Origin of the sequence: Paenibacillus sp. FSL H8-0537 (assembly GCF_038051995.1) — a bacterium.
Taxonomy (GTDB): domain Bacteria; phylum Bacillota; class Bacilli; order Paenibacillales; family Paenibacillaceae; genus Pristimantibacillus.
Map to the genome: position 1 here is coordinate 994,276 of NZ_CP150290.1, position 17,039 is coordinate 1,011,314.

At 50.9% G+C, this 17,039-nt stretch carries 13 protein-coding genes; 10 read left to right on the plus strand and 3 right to left on the minus strand.

What is annotated here, in order from left to right:
- Positions 1-99: 99 nt before the first annotated feature.
- Both MHB80_RS04135 and MHB80_RS04140 read right to left on the minus strand, forming a co-directional pair.
- Positions 100-993: a hypothetical protein gene (locus MHB80_RS04135; RefSeq protein WP_341280986.1), complete on the minus strand. Its 894-nt coding sequence runs from the start codon at positions 991-993 to the stop codon at positions 100-102.
- A gap of 161 nt (positions 994-1,154) precedes the next feature.
- A complete protein-coding gene (locus MHB80_RS04140; protein ID WP_341280987.1) occupies positions 1,155-1,769 on the minus strand; it encodes a superoxide dismutase in 615 nt (204 codons plus the stop codon).
- Between the two features lie 358 nt (positions 1,770-2,127).
- Here MHB80_RS04140 and MHB80_RS04145 point away from each other — a divergent pair, with 358 nt between their 5' ends.
- The 9 genes from MHB80_RS04145 (at position 2,128) to MHB80_RS04185 (ending at position 14,615) form a co-directional block, all read left to right on the plus strand.
- Positions 2,128-2,550 carry a GNAT family N-acetyltransferase gene (locus tag MHB80_RS04145; protein WP_046232160.1) on the plus strand — a complete coding sequence of 141 codons (423 nt, stop codon included), beginning with the start codon at positions 2,128-2,130 and terminating at the stop codon, positions 2,548-2,550.
- A gap of 240 nt (positions 2,551-2,790) precedes the next feature.
- Positions 2,791-3,333: a DUF402 domain-containing protein gene (locus tag MHB80_RS04150; RefSeq protein WP_341280988.1), complete on the plus strand. Its 543-nt coding sequence runs from the start codon at positions 2,791-2,793 to the stop codon at positions 3,331-3,333.
- An 18-nt stretch (positions 3,334-3,351) separates the two neighbouring features.
- Complete coding sequence (gene lepB, locus MHB80_RS04155; protein ID WP_341280989.1) at positions 3,352-3,954, plus strand: signal peptidase I; 603 nt, start codon at positions 3,352-3,354, stop codon at positions 3,952-3,954.
- A 191-nt stretch (positions 3,955-4,145) separates the two neighbouring features.
- Positions 4,146-5,312, plus strand: coding sequence for a tRNA epoxyqueuosine(34) reductase QueG (queG, locus tag MHB80_RS04160; RefSeq protein WP_341280990.1), 1,167 nt, complete (start codon positions 4,146-4,148; stop codon positions 5,310-5,312).
- A 145-nt stretch (positions 5,313-5,457) separates the two neighbouring features.
- Positions 5,458-5,697 carry a YneF family protein gene (locus MHB80_RS04165; RefSeq protein WP_046232156.1) on the plus strand — a complete coding sequence of 80 codons (240 nt, stop codon included), beginning with the start codon at positions 5,458-5,460 and terminating at the stop codon, positions 5,695-5,697.
- Between the two features lie 39 nt (positions 5,698-5,736).
- The gene (folE, locus tag MHB80_RS04170; RefSeq protein ID WP_056030885.1) at positions 5,737-6,330 is read left to right on the plus strand and encodes a GTP cyclohydrolase I FolE; all 594 of its coding nucleotides are present in this window, start codon (positions 5,737-5,739) and stop codon (positions 6,328-6,330) included.
- Between the two features lie 519 nt (positions 6,331-6,849).
- Positions 6,850-9,402 (plus strand): glycoside hydrolase family 9 protein, encoded by a 2,553-nt coding sequence (locus MHB80_RS04175; protein ID WP_341282858.1) that lies wholly within the window; start codon positions 6,850-6,852, stop codon positions 9,400-9,402.
- 44 nt (positions 9,403-9,446) lie between these two features.
- A complete protein-coding gene (locus tag MHB80_RS04180) occupies positions 9,447-12,719 on the plus strand; it encodes a glycoside hydrolase family 48 protein (RefSeq protein ID WP_341280991.1) in 3,273 nt (1,090 codons plus the stop codon).
- Positions 12,720-12,980: 261 nt separating this feature from the next.
- Positions 12,981-14,615 (plus strand): response regulator, encoded by a 1,635-nt coding sequence (locus MHB80_RS04185; protein WP_341280992.1) that lies wholly within the window; start codon positions 12,981-12,983, stop codon positions 14,613-14,615.
- Between the two features lie 123 nt (positions 14,616-14,738).
- Here the strand turns inward: MHB80_RS04185 and MHB80_RS04190 are convergent, their stop codons facing one another.
- Positions 14,739-15,668, minus strand: coding sequence for an alpha/beta fold hydrolase (locus tag MHB80_RS04190; protein WP_341280993.1), 930 nt, complete (start codon positions 15,666-15,668; stop codon positions 14,739-14,741).
- 342 nt (positions 15,669-16,010) lie between these two features.
- On the opposite strand from MHB80_RS04190, the gene MHB80_RS04195 reads away from it, so the two are divergent.
- The gene (locus tag MHB80_RS04195; RefSeq protein WP_341280994.1) at positions 16,011-16,757 is read left to right on the plus strand and encodes an IclR family transcriptional regulator; all 747 of its coding nucleotides are present in this window, start codon (positions 16,011-16,013) and stop codon (positions 16,755-16,757) included.
- The last annotated feature ends 282 nt before the right edge of the window (positions 16,758-17,039 follow it).

Below are 17,039 nucleotides of genomic sequence, written 5' to 3' on the forward strand. Positions count from 1 at the left end.
CCATTTGCCGCAGCGGAAGCTGAAGGTGAACGGAAACGGAAAGATGAAAAGAGCGAGCCTACGAAATTCGGTAGGCCCGCTCTTTTTAATTCAACTATATTAGGACTGCTGCGTTACGTCGGAAATATCAGCTAAATCCTCATCGCTCTGGCGGCCGGAAGGGGAGTAGATCAGTTCCAGAGCTACGGCGTCATTGCGCTGAAGCGGGAAGTTCAGCAGCGTGGAAGGTATAACTCTGCCATTCAGGCGGAGCAGATAGCTGATGTTGCCGCCAATTGGAATGCCGCTGATTGAGGTAATTTGTCCGTTGAAGCCAAAGCGGACAACTCCGGTCGCCAGCAGTGCCTGATAAATCGTCATGCCGATGCGATGGATCACTCGGTAAGCCTGCGTGACATTAGGGAACGTTCGTCCTCCGTTAATAACAACCGTTACTGTCCCTTGCGGCCCCGGCGGGAAAGGAATAGGAATCGGCAGTGGAATCGGGAATGGGAACGGCGGAAACGGTCCCGGAGGGAACGGCCCTGGTCCTGGCGGGAACGGCGGAAACGGTCCCGGAGGGAACGGCCCTGGTCCCGGAGGGAACGGTCCTGGCCCCGGAGGGAATGGCCCTGGCCCCGGAGGGAATGGTCCTGGCCCCGGCGGGAATGGTCCTGGCCCCGGCGGGAACGGCCCTGGTCCCGGCGGGAATGGTCCTGGCCCCGGAGGGAACGGTCCTGGTCCCGGAGGGAACGGTCCTGGTCCCGGAGGGAACGGTCCTGGTCCCGGAGGGAACGGTCCTGGCCCCGGCGGGAATGGCCCTGGCCCCGGCGGGAACGGTCCTGGCCCTGGCGGGAATGGTCCTGGTCCCGGTCCTGGAGGGAATAATCCCGGGCCTCCAGGCATCAGCATGCGCGGGCCGCCGCAGCCGCAGTCTTGCCCTGCGCGGGAAGACGGAGATGGCGGGATATGAATCTGCACTTGCCCATTGGTAAAACCGTAAGTATCGTTCATGCGATAGGTCAGACTCCTTTGCACGTCGAGTTAGGCATTTAACTATCCTACTTCATGTTATGCGGCGAATGCCTATTCTTGTGCATGGTTTTACACGAAAGCTGAAAAACAAAAAAAGCGGAGCCTCCGCGTGGAGACTCCGCTTTAAACGGCAAGCCGTATTATTTAACAGCTGCTTCGTAACGTTTGCCAACTTCAGCCCAGTTTACAACGTTCCAGAACGCTGCAATGTAGTCAGGGCGTTTGTTTTGGTAGTTCAGGTAGTAAGCATGCTCCCAAACGTCCAGACCAAGAAGCGGCGTTTCGCCTTCCATGATCGGGCTGTCTTGGTTTGGCAGGCTGGAAACCTTCAGCTTGCCGTCTTTTGTCAGGGAAAGCCATGCCCAGCCGCTGCCGAAACGAGTAGCGCCAGCTTTTGCAAAGTCAGCTTTGAATGTATCGAAGCCGCCCAGCTCGCTTTCAATCGCAGCAGCTAGTGCGCCAGTTGGAGCGCCGCCAGCGTCAGGACCGATTGTTTCCCAGAACAGGCTGTGGTTAGCATGTCCACCGCCATTGTTGCGAACCGCTGTACGGATCGCTTCAGGTACGCTTGCCAGATCAGCAATCAAATCTTCAATAGATTTGCCTTGCAGCTCAGGAGCAGATTCCAAAGCAGCGTTCAGGTTCGTTACATAAGCATTGTGGTGACGGTCGTGATGGATTTCCATCGTCAGAGCGTCGATGTGGGGCTCAAGAGCGTTATTAGCATACGGAAGTGCTGGTAATTGATGTGCCATAATATAAACAGCCTCCTAAAATTAGAATATGTAAATTACTCTTCTTATTATCCCTTATCCGATCACATAAATCAACATTGATGTTTCAAAAGTCGGATTTTGATAGATAAGGTAGACCCCAATAGCATGACATTTAGATAAAGTAATTATGCATAAGCGGGAGAAAATCCAATCAAATGAACGAAAAAGGGCCAAAACTTTATGTAAGCGCTTAATTTAAAGCGTTTTCAGGCATAATTCGCTAAATTCTTAGATTTTTTTAAACAAATTTTAAAATTTTGTGAAGGAAAACGACAGAAGATGTAGTATAATGATTAAATTGCAGCACAATGACATGGTATAGAGGTGTGTATCGATAATGAATGTTCGTTCCTTCCAATTATCAGATTACAGGTTGCTAACAGCTCTTCTTGCGGATGTATTAACTGAAGAATGTTACGAGCAAACAATGGAAGCTTTTGCGCGTCAATTGTCATGGGATAGCGAGCTTGTTCTCGTCGCTCTCTATGAGTCGGAAGTTGTAGGTGTCATTATCGGTACGATTGATAATAACACAGGCTACTATTATCGTGTTGCGGTCCATGCGGACCATCAGCGTCAAGGAATTGGCAAAGCACTTATTGAGTCATTGCGCCTAAGATTCCAACAGCGCCAAGTAAAGAAAATTTTAATTACAGCTGATGAGCACAATGAAGCCGTTTTGCCGCTTTATGAATCGCTGGGCTATGTGTCCAAAGATTTTTTCCGCTCTTTTCAACAGCTAAGTATTATAGCAGGTTAGGACAAGCCTCTGGCTGTCCAATAACCGTTTGCAGGGCATATCTGCATCGCCATTGCTTTTGGCGGTGGGGTATGCTTTTCTATTTAAAATATAAGAATTTATATGTTTCTCACCTATAAATACGCTTATATTTCTCGGACTGAAACGTGGCGCGCCGCCAGAGAACGGAGGGCAGCCGTTTCACCTTATTAAGAGGGCTGTTTAAGCGCTGCGCTTAGCGCCTGCAAGAAGGAGAACAACATGGAACCCTATCAGCATTGCGTCATCAAGAGCTTCAAGCACGATGGAAGCATTCATCGCTGCTGGGAGCATAATTGGCTTATTCCGGCACAGCTGCTCCTTCCGCAGCATGCTGCACTTGGGTTTATGGTGACGATCAACTTTGAGACACCTATTGTGGAAGCCAGCGGCAAGGTTTGGATGAGCGAGGTGCCTGCGGTTTCTTTTTTTCTGCCCGGACAGTGGTATAATGTGGTTGCGCTGCTTGAAGAAGGCGGTATTCGCTATTACTGCAATCTCGCTTCTCCATTTGCTCGGCACGGCGCGCTGCTCACCTATATCGATTACGATTTGGATGTCATTCGTCTGCCGGATGGCAGTCGCCAAGTGGTGGACGAGGATGAATTCGAGCTGCATAAAGCGAAGTACGACTATCCAGGAGATGTGCAGGAGCAAGTGCAGCTTGGACTAGGCGAGCTTCTTTTGAAGATGGACGAGAATGCAATTCCTTTTAATGACGAAGTGATTATTGCTTATTATGAAGCATGGCGCACAAGCTTATAGGGCGGAGGCGGTTAGGGAATGGACAGATTTTCATTTGACGGCGGCGGCAGCAGCGAAGCTGAAGGACGGGAGCAGCTTGGGGCAGTTAAACGCCCGGGTTGGTCGAAGGAGCTTTGGGAATGGGTGAAAACCGTTGGCATATCGTTCATTATCGTAGCAGCGCTGCATCTGTTTGTGTTTAATCTTTCTACCGTAGAAGGACATTCCATGGAACCAACCTTGCAGGAGAAGGAATGGCTGTTTGTAAATAAATTCGTATATTTGATCGGTGCGCCAAAAATCGGCGATGTCGTTATTTTGCAGGACCCCTCAGCGTTTGGAAAAGAGAAGGAGCTGCTCGTAAAACGCATCGTCGGCTTGCCTGGAGACCGAATTGAAATTTCGGACAGGCATTTGTATCGCAATGGCGAGCTTGTGGACGAACCGTATATTGATACGGATATTGAGGATCTGGACATCATGCCGCTAACTGTCGAGGCAGGCAGTTATTATGTGATGGGCGACAACCGTCATGCGCGGGCGAGCAAGGACAGCCGAATGTTTGGAGCGGTTCCTATTGCAGCGATTGAGGGCAAGGCGCAGTTTATCGTATGGCCTTACAAACAAATAAAGCCGTTATAGATTTAGGGCGTGTCTGAAAACCCGTTCAGTGGCCCCTTTCACCGCCTTTTCGCGCCTTGCATGGAACGAAAATTCGGCAAAATTTGCTGTCCTCAGAGTTCTCAGACACGCCCTAGATACAGCAAGGCTAGTCATAGGGATGGGAAAACGGCGCGTCAAACATCAGGCTGAAGCTTTTGGGAGGTGAAGGGATGGAGGAACGGGCGTATTACGCTGCATTGAAAAAAGAAATGAAAGCCGCCGCGCGCAGCCTCGGCATCGACAAAATAGGCATCGCCTCTGCTGATCCGTTCATCACCTTGAAGCAGCGGCTTATTTCGCACCGCGAGCTTGGCTATGAGTCTGGATTCGAAGAGCCGGACCTTGACAAGCGTACCAATCCGGCGCTGTTGTTTGACCAGCCCCAATCGATTATCGCCATTGCGATCGCTTATCCATCCAAGCTCGATCAGCCTCCTAAATCGGAGCCGGGAGCCAGAAGGGGCATTTTGTCCCGCTCAGCTTGGGGAGAGGACTATCATAAGGTGCTGCGCAATAGGCTAGGGCGGCTTGAAGCTTGGCTTTCGGAACGCGTACCGGGCTTTCGCGCTGAAAGCATGGTCGATACTGGGGCTTTATCGGATCGGGCCGTTGCCGAGCGGGCGGGACTAGGCTGGAGCGCCAAAAACTGTTCGATATTGTCCGAGGATCTTGGCTCGTGGATCTACCTCGGGGAAATGATTACAAATTTGCCGCTGGAGCCGGATGAGTCAGTGACCGATGGCTGCGGCGAATGCACGAAATGCATTGACGCTTGTCCGACGGATGCGCTCGTTGGCCCTGGCCAGCTTAATTCGAGCCGCTGCATTTCATTTATTACGCAGACGAAAGGTTTTGTAGAAGACGGCTATATGCGAAAAATCGGCAATCGTCTGTATGGCTGCGATACTTGCCAGACCGTATGTCCAGTAAATCGGGGCAAAAACTGGACACATCAGCCGGAGCTGCAGCCCGATCATGAGCTGGTTAAGCCGCTGCTTACACCATTGCTGACGATTGGCAATAAAGAATTTCAACGCCTATATGCGAGCAGTTCTTCTGCTTGGCGGGGCAAAAAGCCGATTCAGCGCAATGCGGTTATTGCGCTGGGCAATTTTAAGGATCGGAGCGCAGTGCCGGATCTCATTCAAGTGCTGCGGCAGGATGTGCGCCCGGTTATGCGGGGAACCGCGGCATGGTCGCTGGGCCGTATTGGCGGCGCAGAAGCAGAGGAAGCGATCCAGCAGGCATTGCTGCAAGAAGCGGATGATGACGCGCGGCGCTATATGGAGCAGGCGTTGCTCTCACTAGCAGAAGGTGCCGATAAGGCACCTCGTTGATCCAGCATCTGCCTGCGCTTAGCGGCTGCTGGAATAGGGAAAACCGTTTGCGCTTCCAACGTTTGCGAATGTCAAGTTTACATGCTATTATAGGGGTCATTGTAGACAAGTTTAAGTCAGGAAAGGGTCAGGTGATTTGCTTTTTATGTGGAGTTACATTATTCCGATTGTGACATTAATCGTGGGGGCAGTCGGTGGATTTTTCATCGGCGTATTCTACTTGCGCAAACAGCTAGAGAAAATGCAGAGCGATCCAGAAATGATTCAAAAAATGGCAAAACAAATGGGCTATAATCTGAACAAGCAGCAGATGACGCGTGCCCAAAACATGATGAAAAACCAGAACCAGAATATGAACAAAAATCAGAAGATGCCGCGCAGATAACGGCATATGCTTCTGATTAGCCGAAAGAGGGTGGTCCGCATGGCGGGAAAGAAAGATTACGTCAACTCTAAAGTCATTCAGAACCGGGAGCAGATCGAATTTCATGTGAAAGAAATTTTGAAGCTCGTGGGCGAGAATGTGGAAAGGGAAGGGCTGCTGGAGACGCCTGCACGCGTTACCCGCATGTATGAAGAAATTTTCGCAGGCTATGAGGTTGATCCGAGCGAGGTGCTAGGCGTTACGTTCGATGAACAGCATGAAGAGCTGGTTATTGTAAAAGATATTATCTATTACAGCCAGTGCGAGCATCATATGGCGCCATTTTTCGGCAAAGCACATATTGGTTATATTCCAAGCGGCAAAATTGCCGGCCTCAGCAAGCTCGCACGCCTAGTAGAAGCTGTTACAAGGCGCTTGCAAGTGCAGGAGCGGATAACGAGCCAAATCGCAGATATTTTAGACAAGGAATTGCAGCCGCATGGCGTTATGGTCGTCGTTGAAGGCGAGCATTTGTGCATGTGCTCCCGCGGGGTGAAGAAGCCTGGCAGCATGACGGTGACGTCGGCTGTGCGCGGCGAGTTCCGTTCCAATCCGGCTTTGCGTTCCGAATTTTTAGCTTTGCTCAAGTCCTAATTTTTTCGTAGTCGTTTATTGTGTAAGGGAGACCGCTCCACAAGCTAGTGTGCATCACGCACCAGCTTGTGGAGCGGTCTTTTTTTAAATATAAGACTTTATAAGTTTCACCCTTATAAATAGACTTATATTCCACCTGCGAAACGGAAGCCTTGCCGCCAAAGGACGGCTTCAGCCGTTTACGCTTGTGTGCTAAGTATGACAAGCGGTGAGCAGAAATCGTCCAAATGCTGAAACCATTTGAACTATTTTTCTCAAAAAAGGAAGGACTTAGGTAGGGGTTGTACGAAAAAAACGCCAAAAAAGTCATTAAAGTGACAGTAAAGAAGTCATTTAAAGGACTAGTGCCATCTGAAATCGATCCTATAAAATGGTAATAGACCCTCGTATTAGTTTATACAGTGGGGAGGGCGACGGAATAGAAGCAGAAGGGAGGATAGAACAAAGACAAGGCCAATACGAAGCACATGGTAGTGAAAATGATGAGAGGAGTTGTTGGTTTTGAGTAAAAACCGCAAAATGCGGATCAAATGGGTGCTCGTTCAGACACTTGCAATCGCACTGCTATTAGGAAGTTTGCCATTGCAGCCAGTCTCGAGCGTTCAGGCGGCAGGCAATTATAATTACGCAGAGGCATTGCAGAAAGCGATTTATTTTTATGAAACTCAGCGTTCAGGGGCGCTGCCTGACACGAACCGTGTCGAATGGCGTGGCGATTCCGGTATGCTCGACGGAGCTGACAATGGCGTCGATTTGACAGGCGGCTGGTATGATGCTGGGGACCATGTGAAATTTGGGCTTCCGATGGCTTTTTCAGCAACTATGCTGGCTTGGTCGGTTTATGAATATAAGGAGGGCTATGAGCAGGCTGGCCAATTGAACGAGATTTTGGACAATTTGAAATGGGCCACCGATTATTTTGTTAGAGCGCATACTGCGCCTAATGAGCTTTGGGGGCAGGTTGGAGGCGGCAACGCAGATCATGCTTGGTGGGGACCTGCGGAAGTGATGCAAATGGCTCGTCCTTCTTTCAAAATCACGGAAACATGCCGTGGCTCGGACCTGGCAGGAGAGACGGCGGCGGCGCTCGCTTCCTCATCTATCGTGTTTAAAGCATCAGATCCGGCCTATTCCGCACTGTTGCTCCAGCATGCGAAAGAGCTTTACAACTTTGCGGACACATACCGGGGCAAATATTCGGATTGTATTACCGATGTTGCTTCCTTCTACAATTCGTGGAGCGGTTATACAGATGAACTAACCTGGGCAGCAACTTGGCTGTATATGGCAACAGAGGATAACACTTATTTGAATAAAGCTATTCAATCAGCTTATAACTGGGACACGGACAGCTCAAGCAACACTTGGGCTTACAAATGGACAATCGGCTGGGATGACAAACGTTATGGCGCCCAATTGCTCCTCGCCCGGATTACATCAGAGCTTGGGAGACCGGAGGCCAGTGATTTTATCGCCTCGACTGAGCGCAATTTGAACTATTGGACCGTTGGAACAAACGGATCGCGAATTACGTATTCGCCGGGCGGCCTGGCATGGCTGGATTCATGGGGCTCCCTGCGTTATGCGGCGAATGCTTCTTTCCTTGCATTTGTATATTCCGATTTTGTAGCAGACCCGGTCAAAAAAGCGCGCTATAACGATTTTGCCGTTAGCCAGATTAAATATATGCTCGGCGACAATCCGCGTAACAGCAGCTATGTGGTCGGATATGGCGTCAACGCACCAGAGCACCCGCATCATCGTACGTCACACAGCTCATGGTCAGATAGTTCGGGGAATCCAACCTCACATCGTCATACGCTTTATGGCGCATTGGTAGGGGGACCGAATGCATCGGATCAATATACGGATTCCATTGATGACTATGTGAGCAACGAAGTAGCGACGGACTACAATGCAGGCTTTACGGCTTCGCTTGCAAAAATGAATTTGCTGTACGGTGCAGGCCAGCAGCCGCTTGCGAACTTCCCACCAGCCGAAACGAAGGCAGATGAAATGTTTGTGGAAGCGCAAGTGAGCCAGTCCAGCTCCAATTTTACTGAAATTAAAGCATTCATAAATAATAAATCGGCATGGCCTGCCCGTATGGGAGACAAATTATCCTTCCGCTACTTCCTTGATTTAAGTGAGGTATATGCGGCCGGCTACACCGCAGCTAACGTAAGCGTTGCTGCCAACTATAATCAAGGCGCAGCGGTTAGCTTGAAGCCATTTGACGAGGCAAACCATATTTATTATGTACTGGCAGACTTTACAGGTACGAAAATCTACCCAGGCGGACAACCGCATTTCCGTAAGGAAATTCAGATCCGTATTTCCGGTCCTCAAGGAGCATGGAACCCGGCTAATGATTATTCGTATGCAGGGCTTTCATCAAGCCAGACAGTAAAGACAGCTAAAATTCCGGTCTACGATGCTGGAGCGCTCGTGTTCGGTCAGACGCCGGATGGAGGCGGTGTAACACCGACGCCAACGCCTTCTGCTACACCAACGCCGACACCAACACCAACAACAACGCCGAGTCCTACACCGACACCGTCGACGACTCCGACGCCAACACCAACGACGACGCCAAGTCCGACGCCAACTCCGGCAGGCGGCCTGAAGGTGCAATACCGAGCAGCAGATACGAATGCAACGAACAATGCGATGATGCCGCATTTAGAAATTTTCAACAACGGTTCAAGCGCTGTAGCTATGAATACGATTAAGCTTCGCTATTACTTCACAGCTGATGGCACGCAGTCGCATCAGTTCTGGAGCGATTATGCCCAGATCGGCAGCAGCAATGTACAGGCAGCTTTCGTGACAATGAGCTCGCCGACTACAACGGCAGATACGTATTTGGAGCTCAGCTTTACGACAGCTGCAGGCTCGATTAGCGCAGGTGGCAGCAGCGGTCAAATTCAAGGCCGTATTTCCAAAACAGACTGGTCGAATCTGAACGAGGCAAATGATTATTCGTTCGATGCAACAAACACAGCATTTGTCGATTGGAGCAAGGTGACGCTTTACCAGAATGGAACGCTCGTATGGGGAATCGAACCTTAGTGTTAGTCGCTAGCCGTTATTCCAAATTGGGGAGGTAAAATGAAATGAAACCGATTTTCACATTGAAAGCTTCGAAAAAAGTGACGGGACTCGTCTTGTCTACAACGCTGCTCGTCACGCTGTCCACCGGACTTTGGGGCTCTACTCCAAAAGTATCCGTAGCTGCTGCGGCAGCAGTCAGCATGGAGGAGTCGCGCTTCCTGCAAATGTACGACCAGATCAAAAATCCGTCGAACGGTTATTTTTCACCAGAAGGCATCCCTTATCACTCCATTGAAACGCTGGTTAGCGAAGCGCCGGATTACGGTCATATGGGTACTTCCGAGGCTTACAGCTACTGGCTGTGGCTGGAGACACTGTATGGTCACTATACGCAGGACTGGAGTCATTTGGAAGCGGCCTGGGACAATATGGAGAAGTACATCATTCCGGTTAATGAAGGAGACGGCAAGGAAGAACAGCCGACAATGAGCTACTACAATCCGAATAGCCCAGCGACGTATGCGGATGAAAAGCCTTTCCCGGATCAATATCCGGTGCAGCTTTCCGGCAAATATGCAGCGGGAAAAGACCCGCTTGATGCCGAACTGAAAGCGACATACGGCAACAACCAGACTTATTTGATGCATTGGCTGATTGATGTTGACAATTGGTACAATTATGGAAATCTTCTTAACCCAACACATACGTCTACTTACGTTAATACGTTCCAGCGCGGCGAGCAGGAGTCGGTGTGGGAGGCGATCCCGCATCCTTCTCAGGACAATCACGCCTTTGGTAAAACAGGTGAGGGCTTTATGACCCTCTTCACGAAGGAAAATCAGGCGCCTGCGAAGCAGTGGCGCTACACGAATGCGACGGATGCGGACGGCCGCGCCGTACAAGTAATGTATTGGGCGAAGGAGCTTGGCTACAACAATACCGCTTACTTGAATAAAGCGAAAAAGATGGGCGATTATCTCCGTTACGGCATGTACGATAAATACTTCCAAAAAATTGGAAGCGCAAGCGGCGGTGCGCCAACTCCGGGAACGGGCAAAGATTCCAGCTCATATTTGATGGCATGGTATACGTCGTGGGGTGGCGGCTTGGAGCAAGGCTCTGGAAATTGGGCTTGGCGTATCGGCGCAAGCCACGCGCATCAGGCTTACCAAAACCCGGTTGCCGCATATGCACTATCGTCCCAGGATGGCGGACTTATCCCAACGTCTGCGACGGCGCAGACGGACTGGAACGCATCGCTTAAACGCCAGCTCGAGTTTTATACATGGCTGCAATCGTCTGAAGGCGCAATGGGCGGCGGCGCTACGAACAGCTGGAATGGCCAATATTCCGCTTATCCGGCAGGCGTGAGCAAATTCTACGGCATGGCCTATGATGAGGCTCCGGTTTATCATGATCCGGATTCGAACACTTGGTTTGGCTTCCAAGTATGGCCGCTTGAGCGTGTAGCTGAGCTGTATTACATTTTGGCTGAAAATGGCGACCTTAGCTCGGAAAACTTCCAAATGGCTAAAACCGTCATCGAGAAGTGGGTCGATTGGACGCTGGATTATGTATTCGTCGATGAGCGTCCAGTAACGGATGCTGACGGCTACTATTTGAATGCGCAAGGCCAGCGTATACTGGGCGGCAGCAATGTGAACGTAGCGACTGTAGCTGCACCAGGCGAGTTCTGGATTCCTGGAGGCCAAGAGTGGAATGGCCAGCCGGACACATGGAATGGCTTCGGCTCCTATACAGGCAACCCGACCTACCATGCGACTACGATCAATCCGAGCCAGGACGTTGGCGCGCTCGGCACTTACGTTAAAGCACTCTCGTTCTTCGCAGCGGGTACGCAGGCTGAGACGGGAAGCCTGACTCCGCTTGGATCGGAAGCGAAGGAAATGGCTGCCAAGCTTCTTGACACGGCTTGGACCTACAACGATGGCGTTGGTATCGTCACAGAAGAGCAACGCGCGGATTACAACCGCTTCTTCACGAAGGAAATTTACTTCCCAAGCGGCTGGACGGGTACGTTTGGCCAAGGCAACGCGCTTCCAGGCAGCGGTGCAGTAGCCTCCGATCCGGCGAAAGGCGGCAATGGCGTCTATATCGGCTATGCTGATTTGCGTCCGCTGATCCAGCAGGATCCGCAATGGTCGTACTTGTCCAATCTGTACAACACGTCGTGGAACAATACGACGCAAACATGGGATAATGGCGTACCGACGTTTAAGTACCACCGTTTCTGGTCGCAGGTAGATATTGCAACAGCTTATGCTGAGTATGACCGTTTGCTGGGCACACCGGCAGCTCCAACCGTTCCTGGCGCTCCGGCGACACTGACAGGAACAGCTGGAAACGCACAGGCCAGCCTGAGCTGGAGCACGACGCCTGGCGCAACAAGCTATAATGTGAAGCGTGCTGCGACAACTGGCGGACCATACACGACGGTAGCGACTGCAGTTAGCGGCACAAGCTACAGCGATACGAGTGTCACGAATGGCACAACCTACTATTATGTGGTGAGTGCAGTCAATGCAGTAGGCGAATCCGTTAATTCGGCACAGGTGATGGTAACGCCTCAGGCACCGGGCTCGGTCGTGCCTGGAGCATTCACCTTGACGGGAACCGCAGGCAATGCGTCAGCGGCACTTTCCTGGACAGCAGCAAGTGGAGCGGACTTCTATAATGTTGAGCGTTCCTCGGGAGGCGGCGTATTTGCCCCTGTAGCAACTGGCCTGACAACAATGGCGTACACGGATGCTACTGCTGTGAATGGAACCATTTATACGTACCGAATTGTCGCTGAAAATGCTGCTGGCACAACGCTTTCCAATACGGTAGCCGTAACGCCTGTTGCGCCACCAGTTGGCGGCAATCTCAAGGTCCAGTATAGAGCGGCAGATACGAATGCAACGAACAATGCGATGATGGCGCACTTTAATATTTTGAACGATGGCACGACAGCGGTAGACTTGAGCACGCTGAAAATCCGCTACTACTTCACGGCGGATGGCACGCAGCAGCACAGCTACTGGAGTGACTATGCACAAGTGGGCAGCAGCAATGTGCAGGGCTCCTTCGTGACAATGAGCTCGCCGACTGCAACAGCTGATACGTATGTGGAAATCAGCTTCACAGCTGCAGCAGGCTCCATTGCAGGGGGCGGCACCAGCGGCCAAATTCAGACGCGCGTCTCCAAAAATGATTGGTCCAACTTGAATGAGGCCAATGACTATTCCTTCGATGCGACTAAAACCTCGCTCGTCGATTGGAATAAAGTGACGCTTTACCAAAACGGCACGCTTGTATGGGGCATTGAGCCTTAGAAAATACAGCAGCGTCTAAGCAAGCTAGCAGTTCGTATCAGGGGAAGAGGAGTCGTGCTGGGTGAATATGCCTTGCGCGGCCCTCTTTTTCTTTATGGGAAGCCTCATCAGGAAGAGAGAAAATATTGTTTTAATATCCATAATTTGATAAGATTAAATTGGAAAACATCTGGAAGGAAGCGATGCATTAAAACGATAGACGGCTTGTGCGAACCAGGCCGCTGAAATAAACATTTCAAAGCGCAAAGGAGGGTGTTAATTATGTATCGCCTTCTCGTGGTAGATGATGAAGCTTATGCTTTGAAAAGTATCATGGAGACGATAAATTGGAATTCGTTAGGAATAAGTGATGTGTACGGAGCGATGGATGCAGAGGAGGCGCGACTTATTTTTTGCACCCAGCGGATTGATGTGGTCATCTGCGATATTGAAATGCCGGGTGAAAATGGGCTGGAGCTGCTTGAATGGCTAAACCAGGAGCAATTTTCGGCCAACGTCATTTTTGTTACGGGGCATAACCGCTTCGAATATGTTCAGGCGGCGCTGCGTGCAGGCTGCTTCGATTATATGCTTAAGCCTGTCAGACATGAGCTGCTGCTGGAAACGGTAGCTCGTTCGCTGCGCAAGCTGGAACAGGATCGAGAGCATAATTTGCTGAAACGGCGGATAGGCAAGTTTGAAAAGGTGCTGCGCCATCACAAGCAGGAGCTTGTCGAGCGCTTCTGGAACGATGTACTTTATCCTGCTGGGAAAATGCCTAATAATGAAGCGCTGCTTAGCCAGCTTTCATTGATGGAGCCGGATGCAGCAGATAGCGGCGAGTTTATGCTCGTGCTCGTCAGCATCTCTGGCTGGAAGGCGCGCTTTGGCATAAAGGATGAAGAAATTTTAGAGTACGCGGTTATGAACCGTGCGGAGGAAACCGTTTTGGAAAATTGGCCGGGCGCCGTTCTCAAGAGCCGCAATGGCGAGCTGTTTATCGTCGTCTACCATGCGCAGGAGCAGGGGAGAAGCATTGCCGAGCTGCGCAGACGATGCTTGGGGCTGGTCGAAGATTGCGGGGTTTATTTTTACAGCCGTGTGAAATGCTATATCAGCTTGCCGGGAGCTCTCTGTACGCTCGGGAGCCGCAGCGCCTCCTTGCTTAAACTGGAGCGGCAGTGCGCGGGCGATATGAAGGACGTATGGGTTGAGGGCGAGCAAGCGCATCAGATGCCGGAGCAGCTGCTTGGGCGCAAGGAGTGGCCGGCGGAATTTGCCTTGCTGCTGCAGAAGGGCCGCCATGCGGAGCTATATCAGTCGGTCGATGAATGGTTCGCTTCCTACGATAGGGAATATCCACTTTCCAAAGAAGATTTGAAAGCGCTCTATTATCAGTTGCTATCTTCGCTCTATCAATCTTTTAATCAAAGTGGTATTTCAATCGGATATGTTATTGATGCGATCAGCGTTAAACGGGAGGGGAGTGCGCCTTGCACAAAGTCGCTTGCCCATTTGCGCTTGTGGACGAGGCAGGTCATTGAGATGGCGCTTGAGCATGCGGCGAGTCAGAAGGAAAGCGAGCCGACTGTCGTAGAGCAAATCGAGCAATATGTAAAGTCGCGAATGTCAGAGGAGGTCAGCCGGGAGGAAATCGCCTCGCTGCTGCATTTTAACCCTGCGTATTTATCCCGATTGTTCAAAAAGGAGACAGGCTCGTCTCTAACGGATTATATCGTAAGCCAGCGTATGGAATACGCGAAAAAGCTGCTCAGCGAATCGGATCTTAAGGTGAGCGATGTGGCCGAAATTACGGGCTATAGCAACTTTTCCTATTTTTCACGGCTGTTTAAAAAGCAGGAAGGGTATTCGCCGATTGAGTTTCGCAAACGCTACAAGGGTGAAGCGGGGATTTAAGCCGCGGTAACGGTTCATAGTAGAGGTTGTGAGGAAAAATGCCCCGCTGCTGGAAAAGCTCCAGTATGCGGGGCATTTGCTATGCGGCATGCCGATTTGTTTAAGCGCTGGCTGCTTGCCGGATCAGCCTTTAGCAGCGAGCACCTGCTGATTAACCTGGCTAAGGAACAGCGCAGCGCGCTGAATGTATTCGCTCGGATGCTCGCGGAATAGCATTTCATGCTGTCCCTGCTGCACAATCCACGAGCGGGACAATGGATTCGTTTGTTTGTCTGCAATATGCTCCGCCGTCGTATAGGGCGACTTCACATCCTGCGTGCCATGAATAATATAAATCGGAATATCGTAGCTCGTATTCATCATTTGCTCGGCAGGTACGGAATCGATGCCTACTCCTGTCCAGAGCGGAAGCAGCGCCCCGATCAAGGTTTCAGATGGGAAACGTGGCAAGCTGACTACCTGGCTGACATTGTTGAACAGCGAATCAGCGCTTGGCACGAACAGACTGTCAAGGATCATGCCGTTAATATCCTTGGATTGCAGCGCAGCTTGCAGTGCGGTTCCTGCCCCCATGGAGAAGCCCCATACGATCACTTCCTTGGAGCCCTGCTCCTTCACATATTGAACGGCGGCTAGCAATTGCTGGGATTCTTCCAAGCCGCCGGTTGCTGCCGTTTTGTCAGCAGCAGAGGCGTAGCCATAATCAAAAAGCATAACATTATAATGAAGGCCATTAAGCAGCTTCGTTAAATCATACATCGGTACCCATGTCTCTTCGCGGTTCGCGCCGTAGCCGTGGCTGAACACGATCGTGCGAGTAGCAGGCTCACTGTTTGAATCATCGCTGTACGCAGGCACGTACCAGCCGCTGACGTTGGTTTTGCCGCTAATGCTCGGAATGAGCACATCCTCGTAATCAAGTCCGATTGCAGCCTTCGGATTGGAAGTAAGCGGTGCGACGTAGGGATAGGCGAGCATCCAAGCCACGTAGGCATGGAAGATAACAACAACGATCATGCAAAGAGCTAGCAGTGAGGCAATAAGAGCAACCAATGCGTGCAACCTCCTGGTTTTTGCGCTCGGGCGTGGCAGTTGGAGCTTATCCAGAGAAGGAAAGGGATGCAGTCCTTGAGGGAAGGTTCCTTCCATTGAAACAGATGTCATCATAGTTGTGCTAATACCCTTCTCCTCCTCTCGAACCATGTAAACGCTTCTCATTTCTAGTACTTTAATCGTATGCGGAGCGGGAGTGCCTGTCAATTGATGTCGACGTATTGTTAAGGTGTTGTAATGCTTCTGTAATCAAGCGAACTTTTCTTTACGATTAAGCCTTTCATGAGTTATACTGTGTGAGAATGAGTTTCACTTAATGAAACGAGGGAGGTGTGGCACATCATGGCGGAGGAAGGGAAATCAACCGTACGCGCAGTCGAACGAGCGCTGGATATTTTGTTATGTTTTACAGCGGGAAAGGATCTGGTTATGACGGAAATCGCCGAGCGGACAGGGCTCCATAAGAGCACGGTCCATCGGATGCTGGCCACCCTTGAAGATAAAGGCTTTATAGAGCGTGACCTGGTGACGGAGCGCTACCGGCTGGGCATGCGGGTGTGGGAGCTGTCCGCACATTTATCCCGGACGGATGATCCAGCGGTCATTTGGCAGCCGGAGATGGAGCGTCTGCGCGATAAGCTGGGCGAGACCGTCAGCATATACGTGCGCGATGGCTCGGAGCGGATTCGCATTCAGGCGGTGCAGAGCAATCAGCCCGTGCGCCGGGTAGCGCCAATCGGAGCGAGGCTGCCGCTTTACGCAGGGGCATCAAGCAAGGTGCTGATCGCTTATGCCGACCCGCTCGTGCGGGAAGAGATTTTCGGCGATCCATCATGGCTGTTTACGATTGACCTGGATCAATATAAGATGCAGCTTGCAGACATTACGGAGCAGGGCTATGCGACGAGCTTTGAGGAGCGGGAGCCGGGTGCAGCTGCATTTTCCGCTCCGATATTTGGACGAGGAGGCAAGCTTGTCGCTGCCTTATCTGTATCCGGTCCGGCAAGCCGCATGACGATGGATAAAATGCGCGATGCCGCTCCTATTTTGCTGGAAGCGTCCAAGCGGATGAGCACGATGATGAAATAGCGGTCAGCAAGGCAGCTGCATGCTTGTATGTTGAACACATGAATAGAAAAGCAGCGCCCGCTTCACTTGAGGATAAGTGAAGCGGGCGCTGCTTTTTTTATGCCGTTCGGATGTCGAAAGAAAATAAAGTGTTGGACTGATAACGTCCCATTAAGCTGACGGGTAGTCTAGTTTAATGCTCTTGGAAGGATTGTAACCAATAAACAGCGAATAAAAGGTATCGAGGATCATAGCGTCAACAGGTGTAAAATCATCAGAGTAAGACCGAAGAATTGTTCTTAT

What these genes read in the sequence shown, in the direction of transcription:
- MHB80_RS04185 (WP_341280992.1), top strand. Translation starts at nt 12,981, where the DNA reads ATGTATCGCCTTCTCGTGGTAGATGATGAAGCTTATGCTTTGAAAAGT.
- MHB80_RS04150 (WP_341280988.1), top strand. Translation starts at nt 2,791, where the DNA reads ATGGAACCCTATCAGCATTGCGTCATCAAGAGCTTCAAGCACGATGGA.
- MHB80_RS04195 (WP_341280994.1), top strand. Translation starts at nt 16,011, where the DNA reads ATGGCGGAGGAAGGGAAATCAACCGTACGCGCAGTCGAACGAGCGCTG.
- queG (WP_341280990.1), top strand. Translation starts at nt 4,146, where the DNA reads ATGGAGGAACGGGCGTATTACGCTGCATTGAAAAAAGAAATGAAAGCC.
- folE (WP_056030885.1), top strand. Translation starts at nt 5,737, where the DNA reads ATGGCGGGAAAGAAAGATTACGTCAACTCTAAAGTCATTCAGAACCGG.
- MHB80_RS04165 (WP_046232156.1), top strand. Translation starts at nt 5,458, where the DNA reads ATGTGGAGTTACATTATTCCGATTGTGACATTAATCGTGGGGGCAGTC.
- MHB80_RS04175 (WP_341282858.1), top strand. Translation starts at nt 6,850, where the DNA reads ATGCGGATCAAATGGGTGCTCGTTCAGACACTTGCAATCGCACTGCTA.
- MHB80_RS04135 (WP_341280986.1), bottom strand. Translation starts at nt 993, where the DNA reads ATGAACGATACTTACGGTTTTACCAATGGGCAAGTGCAGATTCATATC.
- lepB (WP_341280989.1), top strand. Translation starts at nt 3,352, where the DNA reads ATGGACAGATTTTCATTTGACGGCGGCGGCAGCAGCGAAGCTGAAGGA.
- MHB80_RS04140 (WP_341280987.1), bottom strand. Translation starts at nt 1,769, where the DNA reads ATGGCACATCAATTACCAGCACTTCCGTATGCTAATAACGCTCTTGAG.
- MHB80_RS04145 (WP_046232160.1), top strand. Translation starts at nt 2,128, where the DNA reads ATGAATGTTCGTTCCTTCCAATTATCAGATTACAGGTTGCTAACAGCT.
- MHB80_RS04180 (WP_341280991.1), top strand. Translation starts at nt 9,447, where the DNA reads ATGAAACCGATTTTCACATTGAAAGCTTCGAAAAAAGTGACGGGACTC.